14 protein-coding genes and 1 tRNA gene are annotated in these 15470 nt (G+C 69.4%); 4 read left to right on the forward strand and 11 right to left on the reverse strand.

Annotation, left to right across the window (positions count from 1 at the left end; all coding sequences use genetic code 11):
* Positions 1-2 precede the first annotated feature (2 nt).
* The 4 genes from purF to radA all read right to left on the reverse strand — a co-directional run bounded on the left by purF (position 3) and on the right by radA (position 4326).
* Positions 3-1517, reverse strand: a complete 1515-nt coding sequence (purF, locus tag AC07NB_RS02335) for an amidophosphoribosyltransferase (RefSeq protein ID WP_291836720.1) — start codon at positions 1515-1517, stop codon at positions 3-5.
* A gap of 28 nt (positions 1518-1545) precedes the next feature.
* Entirely contained in the window at positions 1546-2142 is a 597-nt protein-coding gene (locus tag AC07NB_RS02340; protein WP_291836721.1) for a CvpA family protein, read from the reverse strand.
* A gap of 100 nt (positions 2143-2242) precedes the next feature.
* Entirely contained in the window at positions 2243-2884 is a 642-nt protein-coding gene (locus tag AC07NB_RS02345) for a hypothetical protein (RefSeq protein WP_494571599.1), read from the reverse strand.
* A 65-nt stretch (positions 2885-2949) separates the two neighbouring features.
* The gene (radA, locus tag AC07NB_RS02350; RefSeq protein WP_494571600.1) at positions 2950-4326 is read right to left on the reverse strand and encodes a DNA repair protein RadA; all 1377 of its coding nucleotides are present in this window, start codon (positions 4324-4326) and stop codon (positions 2950-2952) included.
* A 155-nt stretch (positions 4327-4481) separates the two neighbouring features.
* Between radA and AC07NB_RS02355 the strand changes: the two genes are divergently transcribed.
* Together AC07NB_RS02355 and AC07NB_RS02360 are read left to right on the forward strand one after the other, a co-directional pair.
* Positions 4482-5072: an RICIN domain-containing protein gene (locus AC07NB_RS02355; protein ID WP_494571601.1), complete on the forward strand. Its 591-nt coding sequence runs from the start codon at positions 4482-4484 to the stop codon at positions 5070-5072.
* A 10-nt stretch (positions 5073-5082) separates the two neighbouring features.
* Positions 5083-5604 (forward strand): RICIN domain-containing protein, encoded by a 522-nt coding sequence (locus tag AC07NB_RS02360; protein WP_492313239.1) that lies wholly within the window; start codon positions 5083-5085, stop codon positions 5602-5604.
* Here the strand turns inward: AC07NB_RS02360 and alr are convergent.
* The 4 genes from alr to AC07NB_RS02380 form a co-directional block, all read right to left on the reverse strand.
* Positions 5601-6638, reverse strand: coding sequence for an alanine racemase (gene alr, locus AC07NB_RS02365; RefSeq protein WP_494571602.1), 1038 nt, complete (start codon positions 6636-6638; stop codon positions 5601-5603). The genes AC07NB_RS02360 and alr overlap by 4 nt on opposite strands.
* A 115-nt stretch (positions 6639-6753) precedes the next feature.
* The gene (locus AC07NB_RS02370) at positions 6754-6993 is read right to left on the reverse strand and encodes a hypothetical protein (RefSeq protein WP_492313237.1); all 240 of its coding nucleotides are present in this window, start codon (positions 6991-6993) and stop codon (positions 6754-6756) included.
* A 104-nt stretch (positions 6994-7097) separates the two neighbouring features.
* The gene (locus AC07NB_RS02375; protein ID WP_494571603.1) at positions 7098-8180 is read right to left on the reverse strand and encodes an ABC transporter ATP-binding protein; all 1083 of its coding nucleotides are present in this window, start codon (positions 8178-8180) and stop codon (positions 7098-7100) included.
* A gap of 123 nt (positions 8181-8303) precedes the next feature.
* Positions 8304-10445 carry a DEAD/DEAH box helicase gene (locus tag AC07NB_RS02380; protein WP_494571604.1) on the reverse strand — a complete coding sequence of 714 codons (2142 nt, stop codon included), beginning with the start codon at positions 10443-10445 and terminating at the stop codon, positions 8304-8306.
* Positions 10446-10636: 191 nt separating this feature from the next.
* Between AC07NB_RS02380 and AC07NB_RS02385 the strand changes: the two genes are divergently transcribed.
* Both AC07NB_RS02385 and AC07NB_RS02390 read left to right on the forward strand, forming a co-directional pair.
* Positions 10637-12655 (forward strand): pre-peptidase C-terminal domain-containing protein, encoded by a 2019-nt coding sequence (locus AC07NB_RS02385; RefSeq protein ID WP_494571605.1) that lies wholly within the window; start codon positions 10637-10639, stop codon positions 12653-12655.
* Between the two features lie 15 nt (positions 12656-12670).
* The gene (locus AC07NB_RS02390) at positions 12671-13213 is read left to right on the forward strand and encodes a hypothetical protein (RefSeq protein WP_494571606.1); all 543 of its coding nucleotides are present in this window, start codon (positions 12671-12673) and stop codon (positions 13211-13213) included.
* A gap of 16 nt (positions 13214-13229) precedes the next feature.
* Here AC07NB_RS02390 and AC07NB_RS02395 read toward each other — a convergent pair.
* From AC07NB_RS02395 to AC07NB_RS02405, 3 genes are all read right to left on the reverse strand, one after another.
* Positions 13230-13304, reverse strand: a tRNA-Val gene (locus AC07NB_RS02395).
* Positions 13305-13376: 72 nt separating this feature from the next.
* A complete protein-coding gene (locus tag AC07NB_RS02400; RefSeq protein WP_494571607.1) occupies positions 13377-14666 on the reverse strand; it encodes a dicarboxylate/amino acid:cation symporter in 1290 nt (429 codons plus the stop codon).
* A 77-nt stretch (positions 14667-14743) separates the two neighbouring features.
* Positions 14744-15427, reverse strand: a complete 684-nt coding sequence (locus AC07NB_RS02405) for an HAD-IA family hydrolase (RefSeq protein ID WP_494571608.1) — start codon at positions 15425-15427, stop codon at positions 14744-14746.
* Between the last annotated feature and the right edge of the window lie 43 nt (positions 15428-15470).

The raw sequence follows: 15470 nt of genomic DNA on the forward strand, positions 1-15470 counted from the left end.
CCCTAAGCGCTCACCAGCAGGGAAAGTTGCCGCGTGTTGTCCTCGCGGCCGCCTTCCTCGATCTCCCGGTCCAGCAGGCGGGTCGGATAGTCGCCGGTGAAGTAGTGGTCCGTGAACTGCGGGTTGCGGTCGTCGCGCTTCCCGGCCTCCATGGCGCCGTACAGGCCGTCGACCGACAGGAAGCCGAGCGAGTCGACCTCCAGATAGGCCCGCATCTCTTCCAGCGTCTTGTTGGCGGCGATCAGCTGGTCCCGCTCCGGCATGTCGATGCCGTAGAAGTCCGGGTACAGGATCGGCGGCGAGGCCGAGCGCAGATGGACCTCGGTGGCGCCTGCGGCGCGCACGGCGCGCACCAGCTTCACCGAGGTGGTGCCGCGCACGATCGAATCGTCGATCAGCACCACGCGCTTGCCGGCCAGGACCTCGCGGTTGGGGCTGTGCTTCATGCGCACGCCCTTCTGCCGGGCGCCCTGGCTGGGCTGGATGAAGGTGCGGCCCAGATAGTGGCTGCGGATGATGCCCATTTCGTAGGGGATGCCGCTTTCCTGCGCATAGCCCAGGGCGGCCGGGACGCCGGAGTCCGGCACCGGCACGACCACGTCGGCCTCGACCGCATGCTCGCGCGCCAGGCCGCGGCCCATGCGCTTGCGTACCTCATAGACCGACTTGCCGTTCACGACGCTGTCGGGGCGGGCGAAGTAGACGTATTCGAACAGGCAGGGGCGCGCCGCCTTGGTCGGGAAGGGCTTCAGCGAGCGCAGGCCCTCGTGATCGATCACGATGACCTCGCCGTGCTCCACGTCGCGCTCGAAGGTCGCGCCGATGGTGTCCAGCGCGCAGGTCTCGGAGGCCAGCACCCAGGCGTCGCCCAGGCGGCCCAGCACCAGCGGGCGGATGCCCAGGGGGTCGCGCGCGCCGATCATCTTGGAGCGGGTCTGGCAGACCAGGGCGTAGCCGCCCTCGATCCGGCCGATCGCGTCGATGAAGCGGTCGACGATCTTGGCCTTACGGCTGCGGGCGATCAGGTGAAGGATGACCTCGGAGTCCGACGTCGACTGGAAGATCGCGCCTTCCGAGACAAGTTGGCTATGCAGGTATTTGAAATTGGTCAGGTTGCCGTTGTGAGCCACGGCGATGCCGCCCTGATCCAGGTCGGCGAACATCGGCTGGATGTTGCGCAGGAACGAACCGCCGGCGGTGGAGTAGCGCGTGTGGCCCACGGCCGCCGAGCCCGGCATCCGCTCGGCCAGATTGGTCCCGCCGAAGGCCTCGCCGACCAGGCCCATGTGCCGTTCGGTGTAGAAGCGGGCGTCGTGGACGCTGGCGATGCCGCAGGCTTCCTGGCCGCGATGCTGCAGGGCGTGCAGGCCCAGGGCGACGACGGCGGAGGCTTCGTCCTGGTCCGCGCCCCAGACCCCGCAGACCCCGCATTCCAGACGCGGACGGTCGTCGTCGGCGTCGCGATGGTGCTCCCGGTGGACGACCGGGGCGGCGATGGAATGGTCGAGGCGGCTCATCGTGGGGCTCCGATGAAGCAGGGGAACGCTAGCGTTGGGCGGACGGCGGCGAAGTATTGCTTGTTTGGGGCGAGGGCAAGGCTTCATCGTCCGAAAACCCTTTGCTCACGGACGAACTGACTACGGGCGACAACGCGTCAGCGCCGCGTCCGATGCCGGGAAGAATGATCTGGATCAGCCGCGCGGCGCCCGCCGTCGCCGGCCGCAGGGCCGCTTCGCTCAGCCAGCGCGGCGTCTTCTCGCCCGGCATGGCCGCCACGATCACCAGATGGATCGCTCCCAGCAGCACCAGGGCGCGGGCCGAGCCGACGAAGACGCCCAGGAACCGGTCCACGCCGCCCAGTTGCGGATGGGCCTGCGCCCGCTTCGACAGGAAGGATCCGAAGATACGGATGCCGAAATAGATCAGCAGGAAGGATCCGACGGCGGACAGGATCGTGCCGGCCCAGTCCGGATCGACCAGGCCCCGCCCGATCGGCGCCGTCAGCGGCAGGGCGATCAGGGCGATGAAGGCCGCCAGCACGAAGCTGAGCAGGGTGATGATCTCGCGCGTCGCGCCGCGCACCCAGCCGGCGCCGGCCGAGGCGAGGATGACCAGTATGGCGAAGACGTCGAAACCGGTCATGGGCGCTCGGCAAGAGAGAGGCCAGCATAGCCCCTCCGCGGGATTCGTTCGATGTTTTCCGGCGCGCGCCGCCGTGCGGTCCGCCGGCGCGCTCTCCGGATCAGGCGGCGGGGGCCGCGGCGGGCGGAGCCGGCGCGGGTTCGGTTTCGGCGATGGTCCAGGCGCCGCCGTACATGCTGGGCACGATATGCACCCAGATGCTCCGGTCCGCCCTGCGGATCACATAGGTCGTGGTCGCGTCGTTGTAGATGTCGCCCAGCCCGTCGATCATGCCGACCTTCACATCGTCGGTCAGCGCGTCGGACGCCGAGCTCGGGATCCGGCTTTCGGTGACCTTCACGCCGCCCGCGGCCAGAACTTGGCGCTCGATGCCGCGCTGGAGCTCAAGCTTGGAGAAGGTCTTGCCCTCGTCGGGCCGGATGCCGGCCTGATAGACCTTGCCCTCGACGAATTCGAACGCGGTTCCGGTCCAGAATGGGAAGCGGGCCAGATCCTGGGTCTTCCCGCCGCCGTCCACGTATCCGGCGGGCAGGGTGATGTAGGGGAAGACGCCCAGCGGCGCGGTCGAAACCGGAATCTTGGTGATGTCGAAAGCCGCGGCCGGGGCGGTGGCGGTCGTCGCCGAGGCCGCGGGAGTTGCGGCCTCGGCGGGCGCGGCGCTCTCGGCCTTGTCCGCGTTCTGGCCGCAACCGGCCAGCAGGATCACCGCCAGGGCGGGGATCGCGAAATGCTTGGATACCATTACGCCAGTCGCTCCATCAGGAAGGGTTGGAACTGATCGCCGGGCGCCGGACGCGGGGAGGGCGCCTATCGGGTCTCACCGTAGCGGTTTTGCGAGATTCTATCGACCGCTTCCGACAGGCGGCTGACGGGGGCGGCCTTCACCCCCCGGTCCTTGACCGTCAGAGGGGGCGAAAGGGCCAGGTCGAACCCCAGTTTCCGGGCCTCGCGCAGGCGGGCCTCGGCTCGGCCCACCGCCCGCAGTTCGCCCGACAGGCTGATCTCGCCGAAGACGACGCAGCCCTGCGGCAGGGGCATGTCCATGGCCGAACTGATCAGGGCCGCCGCCGCCGCCAGATCGGCCGCCGGCTCATTGATGCGCAGTCCGCCCGCCACGTTCAGATAGACGTCCTGATCGCCGAAGCCGATGCCGCAGCGCGCCTCCAGCACGGCCAGCACCATGGCCAGGCGCCCGGTGTCCCAGCCGACCACGGCCCGGCGCGGCGTGCCGTAGGCGGACTTCGACACCAGGGCCTGCATCTCGACCAGCACGGGCCGCGAGCCCTCGATGCCGGCGAAGACCGCCACGCCGGGCGCGCGGTCGGTGCCCTCGCCGAGGAACAGGGCCGACGGGTTGCTGACCTCGCGCAGGCCGCCGTCGCCCATCTCGAACACCCCGATCTCGTCGGTGGCGCCGAAGCGGTTCTTGCCCGCGCGCAGGATCCGGAAGGGATAGCCGCGCTCGCCCTCGAAGCTCAGCACGGCGTCGACCATATGCTCGACCACGCGCGGTCCGGCGACCTGGCCGTCCTTGGTCACGTGGCCGACCAGGATGACGGCGGGCCCGCCCGACTTGGCCAGCCGCACCATCTCGCTGGCGCAGGCGCGGACCTGGGTCACCGAGCCGGGTCCGGCTTCATGGGCGTCGGACCACAGGGTCTGGATGGAATCGACGATGACGATGTCGAATTTCTCGCGCTTCAGCGTCCCGAGGATCTCGCGCAGCGCCGTGGCCGAGGCCAGCTCGACCGGCGCCTTCTCCAGCCCCATGCGGCGGGCGCGCGAGCGGATCTGCTCCACCGCCTCCTCCCCCGAGATATAGGCCACCCGCTTGCCCGCCAGCGCCGCCCGTCCGGCCACGTCCAGCAGCAGGGTCGACTTGCCGACGCCGGGATCGCCGCTCAGCAGGATAGCCGAGCCGGGCACTACGCCGCCGCCGCACACCCGGTCGAACTCGGCCACGCCGGTGATGATGCGCGGCGGCTCGGGCGTGTCGGACTGCAGCGTCTCGAACTGCAGGCCGCGCGTTCGGCTGGCCGCCGCCGGCTTCAGCGCGCCGGGCGGGGCCGAACGGCTTTCCTCGACGATGGAGTTCCATTGCCCGCACGCGCTGCACTGGCCGGACCACTTGCCGTGGACCGCCCCGCAGGACTGACAAACATAGATCGCGCCGTCTCTCGCCATGCCGCTGGCTTACAGGAGTCGGCGAAGGCGGGGCAGGGGGCGTCTACAGGCCTACGACCAATTCTGACGTACCGCCCGCGGCGCACGCTGGATGCCCAGCGACTAGCTTTGCCGTTGCATCGGTGTATCGTTGTTCGCTCAAGGGAGCGCGGGTCATGGACGCCTACGGTAATCTGACGACGGACGACGAGTTCCTCACCGGCCGGCGCATCCGCTTGATCTCTTATCTTGATCCCGATGTGGCCATGGGAGTGACGGGCGACACCGATACCGGCTGGTCCGGCGTCGGCGTGCACCGGTTGTCGAACGGCAGTCCGAACGAGACGATCTTCATCGCCGGGGTCGCGGCGGGCAGCAAATCCCGGATGTTCTACCTCGCCTGGGGCAGCGACCCGAACCAGGCCCTGTCCATGGAGGGGGATTCCACCGGCCGTCTGACACTGGAGCCGATCTCCCAGTCCATCGACGGCGACCCCACCTATTACCCGGAGTTCCAGGCCCAGTGGCAGAATGGTCCCTGGTTCGTGCTCAGCGCCTTCGGCTCCAGCCAGGTCGTCGACATCAGCGAGTCCGGCACGGACGAGAACAATCCGATCATCGCCTTCCAGGCCAACGGCGGCGGCAACCAGACCTGGCGCGCCCAGGACGTGGATTTCGTCCCGCCGGCCGGCGGCGCGCTGGCCAACGCCGACACCCCGGCGGCCTCGGCTGCGCCGGATCCCGTCAAATCCGGCAAGCTCGGCTGAGGAAACCCCCATGGACGCCTACGGCAATCTGACCGACCTGTCGGAGTTCGCGAACGGACGACGCCTCCGGCTGATCTCCTACATGGATCCCGACATCGCCTTCGGGCTCCACGCCGCGCGGCCGTCCGGCGGGAGCGGTTTCATGGGCGAGGTCGAGACCCTGGCGCTGGAGTACTTCATCGGCGTGCGGCGAATGTCGCTGGGGGATGACGGCGCGACCGTCCTCGTCGCCGAGGCCGCGCCGGGCGGCACGTTCACGCTCGGCTGGGGTGCCGATCCCGGATGTCTGCTGATCTGGGGAGACGGGGGATTCAGCCTGTCGAACGACCGCGTTCCTATGGATGACATGTCGGGCGATCCCTCGACCCGCTTCACGATCGATTTCGTCGACGGCTGCTGGTTCGCGCTCAACAATCCGGATCACGACCGGGTCGCGGATATCGCGGGGGAACACACGGACGAGCGCACGCCGATCATCCCGTGGTCGTGGAACGGCGGCTCCAACCAGATCTGGCGCGCCGAGGCGGTCTAGCCGACGTAGAGGCGCGGCACGCGGGTGGTGATCGAGGTCAGCAGTTCATAGCTGATCGTCCCCGCCGCCGTCGCGGCGTCGTCGATCATCCGGTTCGGGCCGTACAGTTCGACGCGGTCGCCGACGGAGACGTCCAGCCCGCTGACATCGACGGCGCAGACATCCATCGAGACGCGGCCCAGGATCGGGCGCAGTTCGCCCCCGACGGAGACCTCGCCTCGGGGGCTGTAGCTGCGCAGCAGGCCGTCGGCGTAGCCCGCCGCGCAGGTGGCGATGCGGACCGGGGCGGCGGCGCGGAAGCCCTGGGAGTAGCCGACGCTTTCGCCCGCGGGCACGTCGCGCACCTGCAGCACCTCGGCCTCCACCGTCGCGACGGCGCGGATACGGGGATCGGGGCGGCCTTCCGGCCCGCCGCCGTACAGGCAGATGCCCGGGCGCAGGGCGTCGAAAACGTAGTCGGGACCGAGGAAGGCGCCGCCCGAGTTGGCGAACGACCGCACCGTCCCCGGATAACGCAGCGCCGCCGTCGCGAAGGCGTCGCGCTGGCGGGCGTTCATCGGCTCGTCCGGGGCGTCGGCGCAGGCCAGGTGGCTCAGCACCAGCTCAAGCCCCTCGAACGGCTCGGGCGCATCTTCCACGCGGAAGCCCAGCCGGTTCATGCCGGTGTCGATCTGCAGGCCGGACGGACCGCCGTTCGCGGCGCGCCATTCCGCCAGCTGCGCCGCGGTGTTCAGCACCGGTCGCAGGTCCGCCGCCGCCAGCCGCCCGGCGTGGCCGGTCAGGCAGCCGTCCAGCACGTAGATCACAGGGCCGCCGCCCAGCGCCTGGCGCAGGGCCTCGCCCTCGGCGCTGCGGGAAACGAAGAAGGTCCGCGCTCCCTCGGCCGCCAGCCGGGTCGCACACGCCGCGGCGCCCAGGCCGTAGCTGTCGGCCTTGACCACGGGGTGCACGGGGGCGCCGCCCACCGCCTGCAGGGTGTGGAAGTTCGCGGCGAGCGCGTTGAGGTCGATGGTCAGCGTGGCCGGAGAGGGCATCCCGCCATCTAGAAGCCTCCCCTTGTGCGATGCAACACGAGTGGTCGCGGCAAGTGCGGAAAAGGCGATCTCCGCAGCAAGGACGGCGCCCCCGAAGGGGCGCCGCCGGTCAAAATCAGGGACACATGTAATAGTAGGTCCACACCTCGGAATCGTAGGTCGTGGTGTTGCCCCAGGTCACAGGATCGGTGTCGCAGTAGATTTGCGCACCGCCCACCAGCTGACCGCCCGAAAGATAGGCGACGCTGGCCCAGGGTCCCGAAGTCGCGGCGGGCGGCGGGGATGCGGTCGCGGTTCCGGAGGCGGCCGCCAGGGCGATGGCGGCGGCGAAGGCGAGTTTGGCGATGGTCTTCATCGGTAACCTCCCTAAGGGCGAAAGCGCCCGCGTCACTACCATCACAGATTGAGTTGAGCCTCAACCTGCAGGTGTTGTTGCAGGGGTGTCCCCGGGGCGGTTCGTCAGGCGCGCGGGAACGCGATCCCGCCGGTGTCGAACAGGTGCGCCTGCTCCGCCGGAATCGCCAGCGCCAGGGCCTTGCCGGTTTGGGGCCGCACGTCGCCTGGCAGTTGCACCGTAAGGGCCGTCTCGCCGTAGGTCGCATACGCATAGGTGGCGTGACCCAGGGTCTCGGCGAAGGTCACCTGCGTCATGATCCCGCCGCTCGACCCGCCCAGGGCCAGGTGTTCGGGGCGGATCCCAAGGGTGACCTTGTCGCCGGCCTTGGCGGTGGAGGCGTCCACTGACACCTTCAGCGTATCGCCCGCGGCCGTCTTCACGGTCGCAGCCTTCGCCGTCGCGGTGACGATCTCGGCCGGGATCAGGTTCATCTTCGGGCTGCCGATGAACTCGGCGACGAACAGGTTGCGGGGCCGTTCGTACAGCTCCATCGGGGCGCCGACTTGTTCGATCACGCCCGCGTTCAGCACCACGATCCGGTCGGCCAGCGTCATGGCCTCGACCTGGTCGTGGGTGACGTAGATCATCGTCGTCTTCAGCCGCTCATGCAGCCCGGCGAACTCGTAGCGCATGCGCACCCGCAGGGCGGCGTCGAGATTGGACAGGGGCTCGTCGAACAGGAAGACTTGCGGCTCGCGCACGATGGCCCGGCCGATGGCGACGCGCTGGCGCTGCCCGCCAGACAGCGCCTTGGGCTTGCGCTCCAGATAGTCGGTGATGTTCAGCGTTTCAGCGGCGGCGCGCACCCGGCGGTCGATCTCCGCCTTGTCCGCCTTCGCAAGTTTCAGCCCGAAGGCCATGTTTTCATACACGCTCATGTGCGGATAGAGCGCGTAGGACTGGAACACCATGGCGATGCCGCGGTCTGACGGGGACAGGTCGTTGACCTTGCGTCCGCCGATGGCGATCTCGCCGCCCGAGGCTTCTTCCAGACCGGCGATGGTGCGCAGCAGGGTGGACTTGCCGCAGCCCGAGGGGCCGACGAAGACCACGAACTCGCCGTCCTCGATCTCCAGATCGATTCCCTTCAGCACCTCGGTCGTCCCGAACCGCTTCGTCACGCCGGTCAGCCGGACGTCCGCCATGTTTCCTGCCCGTTTCTTGTCGCCCGACTCGCGGCGTTGGCCGCCGTTCGAGCCGATTTCGACGTCACCGTAAACGGTTACAGTCGCGGCGCAAGGCGACGCAGGGCGGCGTGGGCCCCGGAGTTACCGGGGACCCTTGGGCTTGAAAGGCTTGCTCGCGGCCGGCTTGCCGCGCGCGTCCTTGGCCGCCCACGGACGGTCGCCGCCCTTGGGCTTGCCCTTCCACGGCTTGTCGCCGGCGGCGGCCGGAGCGGCCTCGGCGTCCGATCGCGGCGTCCAGGGCGTCTTGCCCTCGGCGGCGGGCTTCTTCACCCACGGCTTCTTGCCGGGAGGGGTCGGATCGGCGGCGGTCCGCTTGACCCAGGGCTTCTTGCCCTCGGCGGCCGGAGCGGCGGCGTCCTCCCGCTTCACCCAGGGCTTCTTTTCACCCTGCGGGCGGTCCTCACGCGGTTTCCAGGCCGGCTTGTCGCCGTCCTCGCGCTTGACCCAAGGCTTCTTGGCGCCCTCGGGACGGTCTTCCCGGGGCTTCCAGGCGGGCTTCTCGCCGCCCTCTTCGCGCGCCTTCCAGGGCTTCTTGTCAGGGCGATCCCCGCCGCCGGCGGGCTTCTTGTCCCAGCGGCTGACGGGCTTCTCGGACGGTCCCGGCTTGACCGCCGGTTCGATCTTCACGCCGTCTTCCAGACCCTGGGCGATGGCGGCCTCGAACTTGGCCTTCATCTCCTCGGTGATCTCGAACTTGGTCTCGCGGTCGAAGATCTTGATCGCGCCGATGTCGCGCTTGGTCACGTGACCCAGACGGCAGATGGTCGGCATCAGCCACTTCGGGTCGGCGTTCTTGTCGCGGCCGATATTGATGCGGAACCAGGCCATGTCCCCGCCGCGGGCGAAGTCCGTGTACGGGACGTCCGGCTGGCCCTTGTCGTTCTTGCCGCTCTCCTGCTGACGCTTCATCCGGTCGTCGTCATAGACGTCCTCGGGCGGCGGCAGCTTCTCGCGGTACAGGCGGATCAGGGCGGCGGCGATCTGCTCGGGCGTGCTCTTCTCCAGAAGCTGTCGGCCCATGGCCAGCATGTCCTCGTCCTCGACCGGGGCGGTCAGGACAGGGTCGGTCAGCATGCGCTGCTGGTCCTTGGCGCGGATCTCGTCGGCGCTCGGAGGGCCCGACCATTCCGCCTTGATCCCGGCGGAGCCCAGCATGAGCTCGACCTTGCGGCGGCGCGTATAGCTGACCAGCAGGACAGACACGCCCTTCTTGCCGGCGCGGCCCGTACGGCCCGAACGGTGCAGCAGGCCGGCCTTGTTGACCGGGATCTCGGCGTGGATGACCAGACCCAGATCGGGCAGGTCCAGACCGCGAGCGGCGACATCGGTGGCGACGCAGACGCGGGCGTGGCCGTCGCGCAGGGCCTGCAGCGCCTCGGACCGCTGGCTCTGGGTCAGTTCGCCCGACAGGCCGACGACCGAGAAGCCGCGTTCGCGCAGGGACGAGGTCAGATGCTTCACCCGTTCGCGCGTGTTGGCGAACACCAGGGCGCCGGGCGCCTCGAAATAGCGGAGCACGTTGACGACCGCGAGTTCGACCTCGTTCGGGGCGACGCGGATGGCCTTGTACTCGATGTCGGCGTGCGAGCCGGCGCCGGCGACCGTGTCGATCCGCAGCGCGTCCTTCTGATAGGTCTTGGCCAGCTGCACGATGTCGCGCGCCAGCGTCGCCGAGAACAGCAGGGTGCGGCGCTCGGCCGGGGCGGCGTCGAGGATGAAGGTCAGGTCTTCCTGGAAGCCCATGTCCAGCATCTCGTCGGCTTCATCCAGCACGACGGCCTGCAGCGTCGACAGGTCCAGCGCGCCGCGCTCGACGTGATCGCGCAGGCGGCCCGGGGTGCCCACGACGATATGACAGCCGCGATCCAGCTGACGGCGCTCGGTCTTGGGATCCATGCCGCCGACGCACGAGACGATTCGCGCGCCGGTCTGGGCGTAGAGCCACTGCAGTTCGTTCGACACCTGCAGCGCCAGTTCGCGCGTCGGCGCGATCACCAGGGCGACGGGGGCGCCGAACTCGGCGAATTTCTCGGCTTCGCCCAGCAGGGTGGGAGCCAGGGCCAGGCCGAAGGCCACCGTCTTGCCCGAGCCGGTCTGGGCCGAGACCAGCAGGTCGCGGCCTTGTTCGGCCTCCAGCACGGCGGCCTGGACGGGGGTGGGCTCGGCATAGCCGCGTTCGGAAAGCGCGCGGTCAAGCGCGGGATGGCTGGCGGGGAAGGGCATGGGCAGGGTCCGTAGGGCGCCGACGCGGCGCGCGCCAGCCATTCCGGCAAGCGAAGGGCGGGGCATGTGCGCCGCAATCAAGGCGGAACCGCGGCCCCGGGAGCGCTGTTCCGCCATTTCCTGACGCGGGGGGGCGGTTCCCGCTGACAAGCTGGGCGTGTCAGGGCAAGCTGCGCCGACTGGGGGATTTCATGCTTCGAACCGTTCTCGCCGCCACGACCGCCCTTACCGTCCTGGCCGCACCCGTCTTCGCCCAGGTCCGTCCGGGACAGGACACGCCCGCCGTCGGAGCCTCGGGCACGCGCGCCACGCCGGATACGTCGCCCGTCCCGGTCAGGCCGACCGGCCGGATCGAGCCTGGCCTGGCGGTCGGCGAAACCGTTCGCAACCAGCTGGCGGGCGGCGACGCCACCCTCGACAGCGGCGAATACATCGACCGCTACACCGTGCCCCTGCGGCGCGGCCGGACCTATGAGGCGACCCTGTCCGGCCGGGGCTTCGATCCCTACCTGCTGGTGCGCGGTCCGGGCGGTCTCAGCGAGGACAACGACGATGATCCCGCCGCGCGCGGCTCGCGCGACAGCCGGATCCGGTTCACCGTCCCGGCGGATGGCGTCGTGACCATCGGCGCGACCAGCTATGGGGCGGGCGAGACGGGAGCCTACACCCTGCGGCTGACCGCCGTGGGCGGCGGGGCCGACGCGCCGGCCGCCGCCGCGCCAACAGGCGTGATTCGCCTGGGCCGGCCGGTCTCGGGTGAACTGCGGGACGGCGACGCGACGCTCAGCAGCGGCGAGTACACCGACAGCTGGACCCTGGCCGGTCGCCGGGGGCAGCAGCTGGACATCCGCCTGACCTCACAGGCCTTCGATCCCTATGTCGCCATCTCCGGTCCCGACGGCTTCTCCGAGTTCAACGACGACGACGCCTCCGCAGCGGATTCGCGCGACAGCCGCCTGCTGGTCACCCTGCCGGCCGACGGGGCCTACACCATCACCGCCACCAGCTACGCCGCCGGAGAGCGGGGGGGCTACCAGTTGTCGGTGCTGGAAGGCGCCGGCGCCGAGAAGCCGCCCGCGGCCGCGGTGCGAGCGTCCGAACAGGCCTCGCCCGGCGGGGAGATCCAGATCGGCCAGGCCATCGGCGGGGCCCTGTCCGGCGGGGACGAAACCCTCGACAGCGGCGAGTATTTCGACCGCTACACCTTCAACGGCCGGCGCGGCGAGCGCGTGGCGGTCGAGCTGACCTCCTCGGCCTTCGACGCCTACACCATCGTGCGCTCCCCCTCGGGCGAACAGTTCGACAACGACGACGGCGACGACGGCACCAACAGCCGCCAGCAGATCACCCTGCCGGAAGACGGCCGGTACGAGGTCCAGGTCACCTCCTATCGTCCGGGCGAGACGGGCTCGTATCGCTTCACCGTCGAGCCCGGTCAGGAATCCTCGCGTCAGGCGGCGGCGCCCGGCGGCGCGCGGGTGTTCGCGGTCATGGTCGGGGTTTCGGACTACGGCGGCGCCCAGAACGACCTGGCCTTCACCGACGAGGACGCCCGCAAGCTGGCCGAGGCGCTGCAGCGCGAAGGCTCGCTGAACGACGCCAGCGTCGTCCTGACCAACGCCGAAGCCACGGTGGCGGGCGTGCGCTCGGCCTTCGAACGCGTCGCGGCCCAAGCGGGGCCGGACGACATGTTCCTGTTCTTCTTCTCCGGCCACGGCGACCAGAACGAGGTCGCGGTCAGCGGCGTCGAGCCGGACGGCAAGAGCGAGTCCATCGTCCTGCGCGACGGCGAGATCAGCGACGCCGAGATGGGCCGCCTGTTCGGGACGCTGCGCACCCGCCTGTCGCTGCTGGTGATCGACGCCTGCTACTCGGGCGGCTTCGCGCGCAACGTCGTCGACCGCCCCGGCGTCATGGGCCTGTTCAGCTCGGAAGAGGACCTGACCAGCGCCGTGGCCGACAAGTTCCGCGCCGGCGGCTACCTGTCCCACTTCCTGCGCGAGGGTATGTCCGGCGAGGCCGACATGGACGGCGACCGCCTGGTCACCGCGGGCGAACTGGCCACCTACCTGCGCCGTCAGTTCCGCACCGAGGTCGAGGACGTCGAATCGGAAACCCAGGACGGCCAGCGCAACTACCAGAACCTGGTCATCGACCGGGGCGGCGTGCAGGTCGACGACGTGATCGTGCGCCTGCCGGTCGCCGAATAGCGAGAGGATGAAGTGATGAAAGCATCGGGGTCGATCCTGGGCGGTTTTGTGATCCTGGCGAGCCTGGCGGCCGCATGCGGAACCGCCGCGCAGACCCAGGCTCGCGGTCCGGAACGCGCCCTGGTGGGGGCGACCTGGTCGGGTGGCGAAGAGCGGGGAATCGCCGGTTATGAAAACTATGGCGGCTCCTTCGTGCGTGCGCCGGTTGCGATCGGCGTTCACCGCTCGCTTTCGAACCCACGCGACTGGATCTTCGTCTCCAAGATCGAAATCGGTCGCGCTGGAGATCATGCCCTGTGGCGAGGCGTGGACACGGTTCGGGCGTCAGGACGCACCGCCGAGAGCTACGTCGCCTATGAATGCAAGCGGACGAGCCGGGGGCTGAAGGACCCGACGCCGGAGCCCGGCGTCATCGCTCTGGTGGGCGCCGAATATGCGATCGACAACGGCGACTTCGGCCTGCTGCGCGCCGAAGCGGCATGGGACGTGTCCGCCGACGGCGGATTGACCGCAATCCGCGAGCCGGTCGTCTGCGCCGACGAAGGCTACGGAGTCTGAAGGAGCAGGAAGGAAATGGTGGATGTGACAGGGATTGAACCTGTGACCCCCTCGGTGTGAACGAGGTGCTCTCCCGCTGAGCTACACATCCATCTCGGGCCCCGAGGCCATGTGCCTGTCGGGGAGGGCGCGGACATAGCCCGACCTCCCCGATGGCGCAAGCCTAGATGCCCGATGCTTTCACGGCGTCCGGCGTTTCAGCCTCCGGGTCGCCCGGAAGCCAGGCCACGTGGCCGTTGTAGATGTCCTCGTTGAGGATCTTCTCCTCCTTGGCGACCAGCACGGGGACCAGCATCTGACCCGTGACATTGGTCGCCGTGCGCATCATGTCGATGATCCGGTCGATGGCGACGATGTAGCCGATGCCTTCCAGCGGCAGGCCCGCCGTCGACAGGGTCAGGGTCAGCATGACGATCGAGGTGCCGGGCACGCCGGCGGTGCCCAGCGAGCCCAGCACGGCGGTCAGGCCGATCAGGATGTACTGGGTCAGCGACAGATCAATGTTGAAATACTGGGCGATGAAGATCGAGGCGATGGCCGGATAGATGGCGCCGCAGCCGTCCATCTTGACGCTGGCGCCCAGGGGCACGGCGAAGGCGGCGTAGGCCTGGGGTACGCCCAGCCGTTCCACCGTCTGGCGCAGGGTGATCGGAAGGGTGCCCAGCGACGAGGAGGTGGCGAAGGCCGTCTGCTGGGCCGCGAAGGCGCCGCGGAAGAAGCTGCGGACCTTCAGTCCGTGCAGCTTCAGCAGGCCCGAATAGACGATCAGGATGTGGAACAGGCAGGCCGCGTAGATGGCGAAGATGAACTTGCCCAGCGGCAGCAGGGCCTCCCAGCCGTAGCCGCCGACGACCGAGCCGATCAGGCCGAACACGCCGAAGGGGGTCAACTGGATGACCCAGCGGGTGATGCGGAAGACGATCGCCGCGCCCTCATCGACCAGCCGGCGCGCCGTCTGGGCCCGGTCGCCCAGCGCCACCAGCGCTCCGCCGACCAGGGCCGAGAAGAAGATGATCTGCAGCACCTTGCCGTCGCTCAGGGCGGCGAAGGGATTGGTCGGGACGATGCCGATCAGCACCTCCAGGGGCGTCGGGATCACCCGCTCGCGCACTTCGCCCAGCGGCAGGTTGCTCAGCCCCATGCCCGGATTGATCAAGTGGCCGAAGGCGAAACCGACAAGCACGGCCAGCAGGGAGGTGATGGCGAACCAGACCAGGGTCCGCACGCCCAGCCGCACCGCCCCGGCGCCTTCGCCCAGCTTGGCGATCGAACTGGCGATGGTGAACAGCACCAGCGGCGCCACCACCATCCGGATCAGGTTCAGATAGACGTCGCCGATCGGCTGCAGCCAGACCTCCGCCTTATCCCGCAGGATCAGGCCGGCGAGGATGCCGAGGCCGAAGCCGGCGAATGTCCGAATCCACAGCGGGATCGCGAAGAAGCGACGGATCATGGACGGGTCTCTCGAGTGGCCAGCCCTTGCAGATGTTAGCAGGTGCAGCAAACCGCAACCGCCCGAGGCGCGGCTTTTTACCCGATCAGCCGGTCAATCGCCGTTTCCAGCTGCGCGAAGGCGTCGATCAGCACGTCTCCGCCCAGTTCGGCGGGCGCTATAGGGGTGTAGCCGTAGGTGACGACGATGCAGGCCAGGCCGGCGTTCTTCGCCGCGCCGACGTCCGGCGGGGCGTCTCCGACCATGACCGCTCTGGCCGGATCGCCGCCGGCCATCCGCACCGCCTCGATCAGATGGGCGCCCGAGGGCTTGCGCGCGCTGACCTTGTCCGGCCCGGCGATGGCCGCGAAATGCCGGGTCAGGTCCAGTTTTTCCAGCAGCAGCATGGATAGGTCGGTGCGCTTGTTGGTCGCCACGCACAGGATCGCCCCGCGCGCCGCCAGCCGCTCCAGCGTCTCGACCACGTCCGGATAGGGCCGCGAATGGTCGGCGATGTGCAGGACGTAGTCAGCCAGGAAGGCCTCGAACAGGGCCGGCGCCTGCGCCTCGTCCCAGGTCGCGCCCGCCCGCTCGAACCCGTGCTGCAGCATGGCCCGCGCCCCGCCGCCGATCAGGGAGGCGGCGCTGTCCATCGGCGCCGCCGGCAGGCCGCGCGCGACCAGCATCCGGTTCAGCGTCCCCACCAGATCGACGTGGGTCTCCACCAACGTCCCGTCCAGGTCGAAGGCGATGGTCCAGCCGTCCAGATCCCGCTGCGTCACCCGTCTCTCCCGTCATCGGCCCCGATGGGCTAGACCGGACCGG

This window comes from Brevundimonas sp. GW821-FHT09G01 (assembly GCF_059416065.1).

Bases quoted from the DNA above. Each gene is read 5' to 3' on its own strand.
- purF (WP_291836720.1), bottom strand. From the start codon at position 1,517: ATGAGCCGCCTCGACCATTCCATCGCCGCCCCGGTCGTCCACCGGGAG.
- AC07NB_RS02340 (WP_291836721.1), bottom strand. From the start codon at position 2,142: ATGACCGGTTTCGACGTCTTCGCCATACTGGTCATCCTCGCCTCGGCC.
- AC07NB_RS02345 (WP_494571599.1), bottom strand. From the start codon at position 2,884: ATGGTATCCAAGCATTTCGCGATCCCCGCCCTGGCGGTGATCCTGCTG.
- radA (WP_494571600.1), bottom strand. From the start codon at position 4,326: ATGGCGAGAGACGGCGCGATCTATGTTTGTCAGTCCTGCGGGGCGGTC.
- AC07NB_RS02355 (WP_494571601.1), top strand. From the start codon at position 4,482: ATGGACGCCTACGGTAATCTGACGACGGACGACGAGTTCCTCACCGGC.
- AC07NB_RS02360 (WP_492313239.1), top strand. From the start codon at position 5,083: ATGGACGCCTACGGCAATCTGACCGACCTGTCGGAGTTCGCGAACGGA.
- alr (WP_494571602.1), bottom strand. From the start codon at position 6,638: ATGCCCTCTCCGGCCACGCTGACCATCGACCTCAACGCGCTCGCCGCG.
- AC07NB_RS02370 (WP_492313237.1), bottom strand. From the start codon at position 6,993: ATGAAGACCATCGCCAAACTCGCCTTCGCCGCCGCCATCGCCCTGGCG.
- AC07NB_RS02375 (WP_494571603.1), bottom strand. From the start codon at position 8,180: ATGGCGGACGTCCGGCTGACCGGCGTGACGAAGCGGTTCGGGACGACC.
- AC07NB_RS02380 (WP_494571604.1), bottom strand. From the start codon at position 10,445: ATGCCCTTCCCCGCCAGCCATCCCGCGCTTGACCGCGCGCTTTCCGAA.
- AC07NB_RS02385 (WP_494571605.1), top strand. From the start codon at position 10,637: ATGCTTCGAACCGTTCTCGCCGCCACGACCGCCCTTACCGTCCTGGCC.
- AC07NB_RS02390 (WP_494571606.1), top strand. From the start codon at position 12,671: ATGAAAGCATCGGGGTCGATCCTGGGCGGTTTTGTGATCCTGGCGAGC.
- AC07NB_RS02400 (WP_494571607.1), bottom strand. From the start codon at position 14,666: ATGATCCGTCGCTTCTTCGCGATCCCGCTGTGGATTCGGACATTCGCC.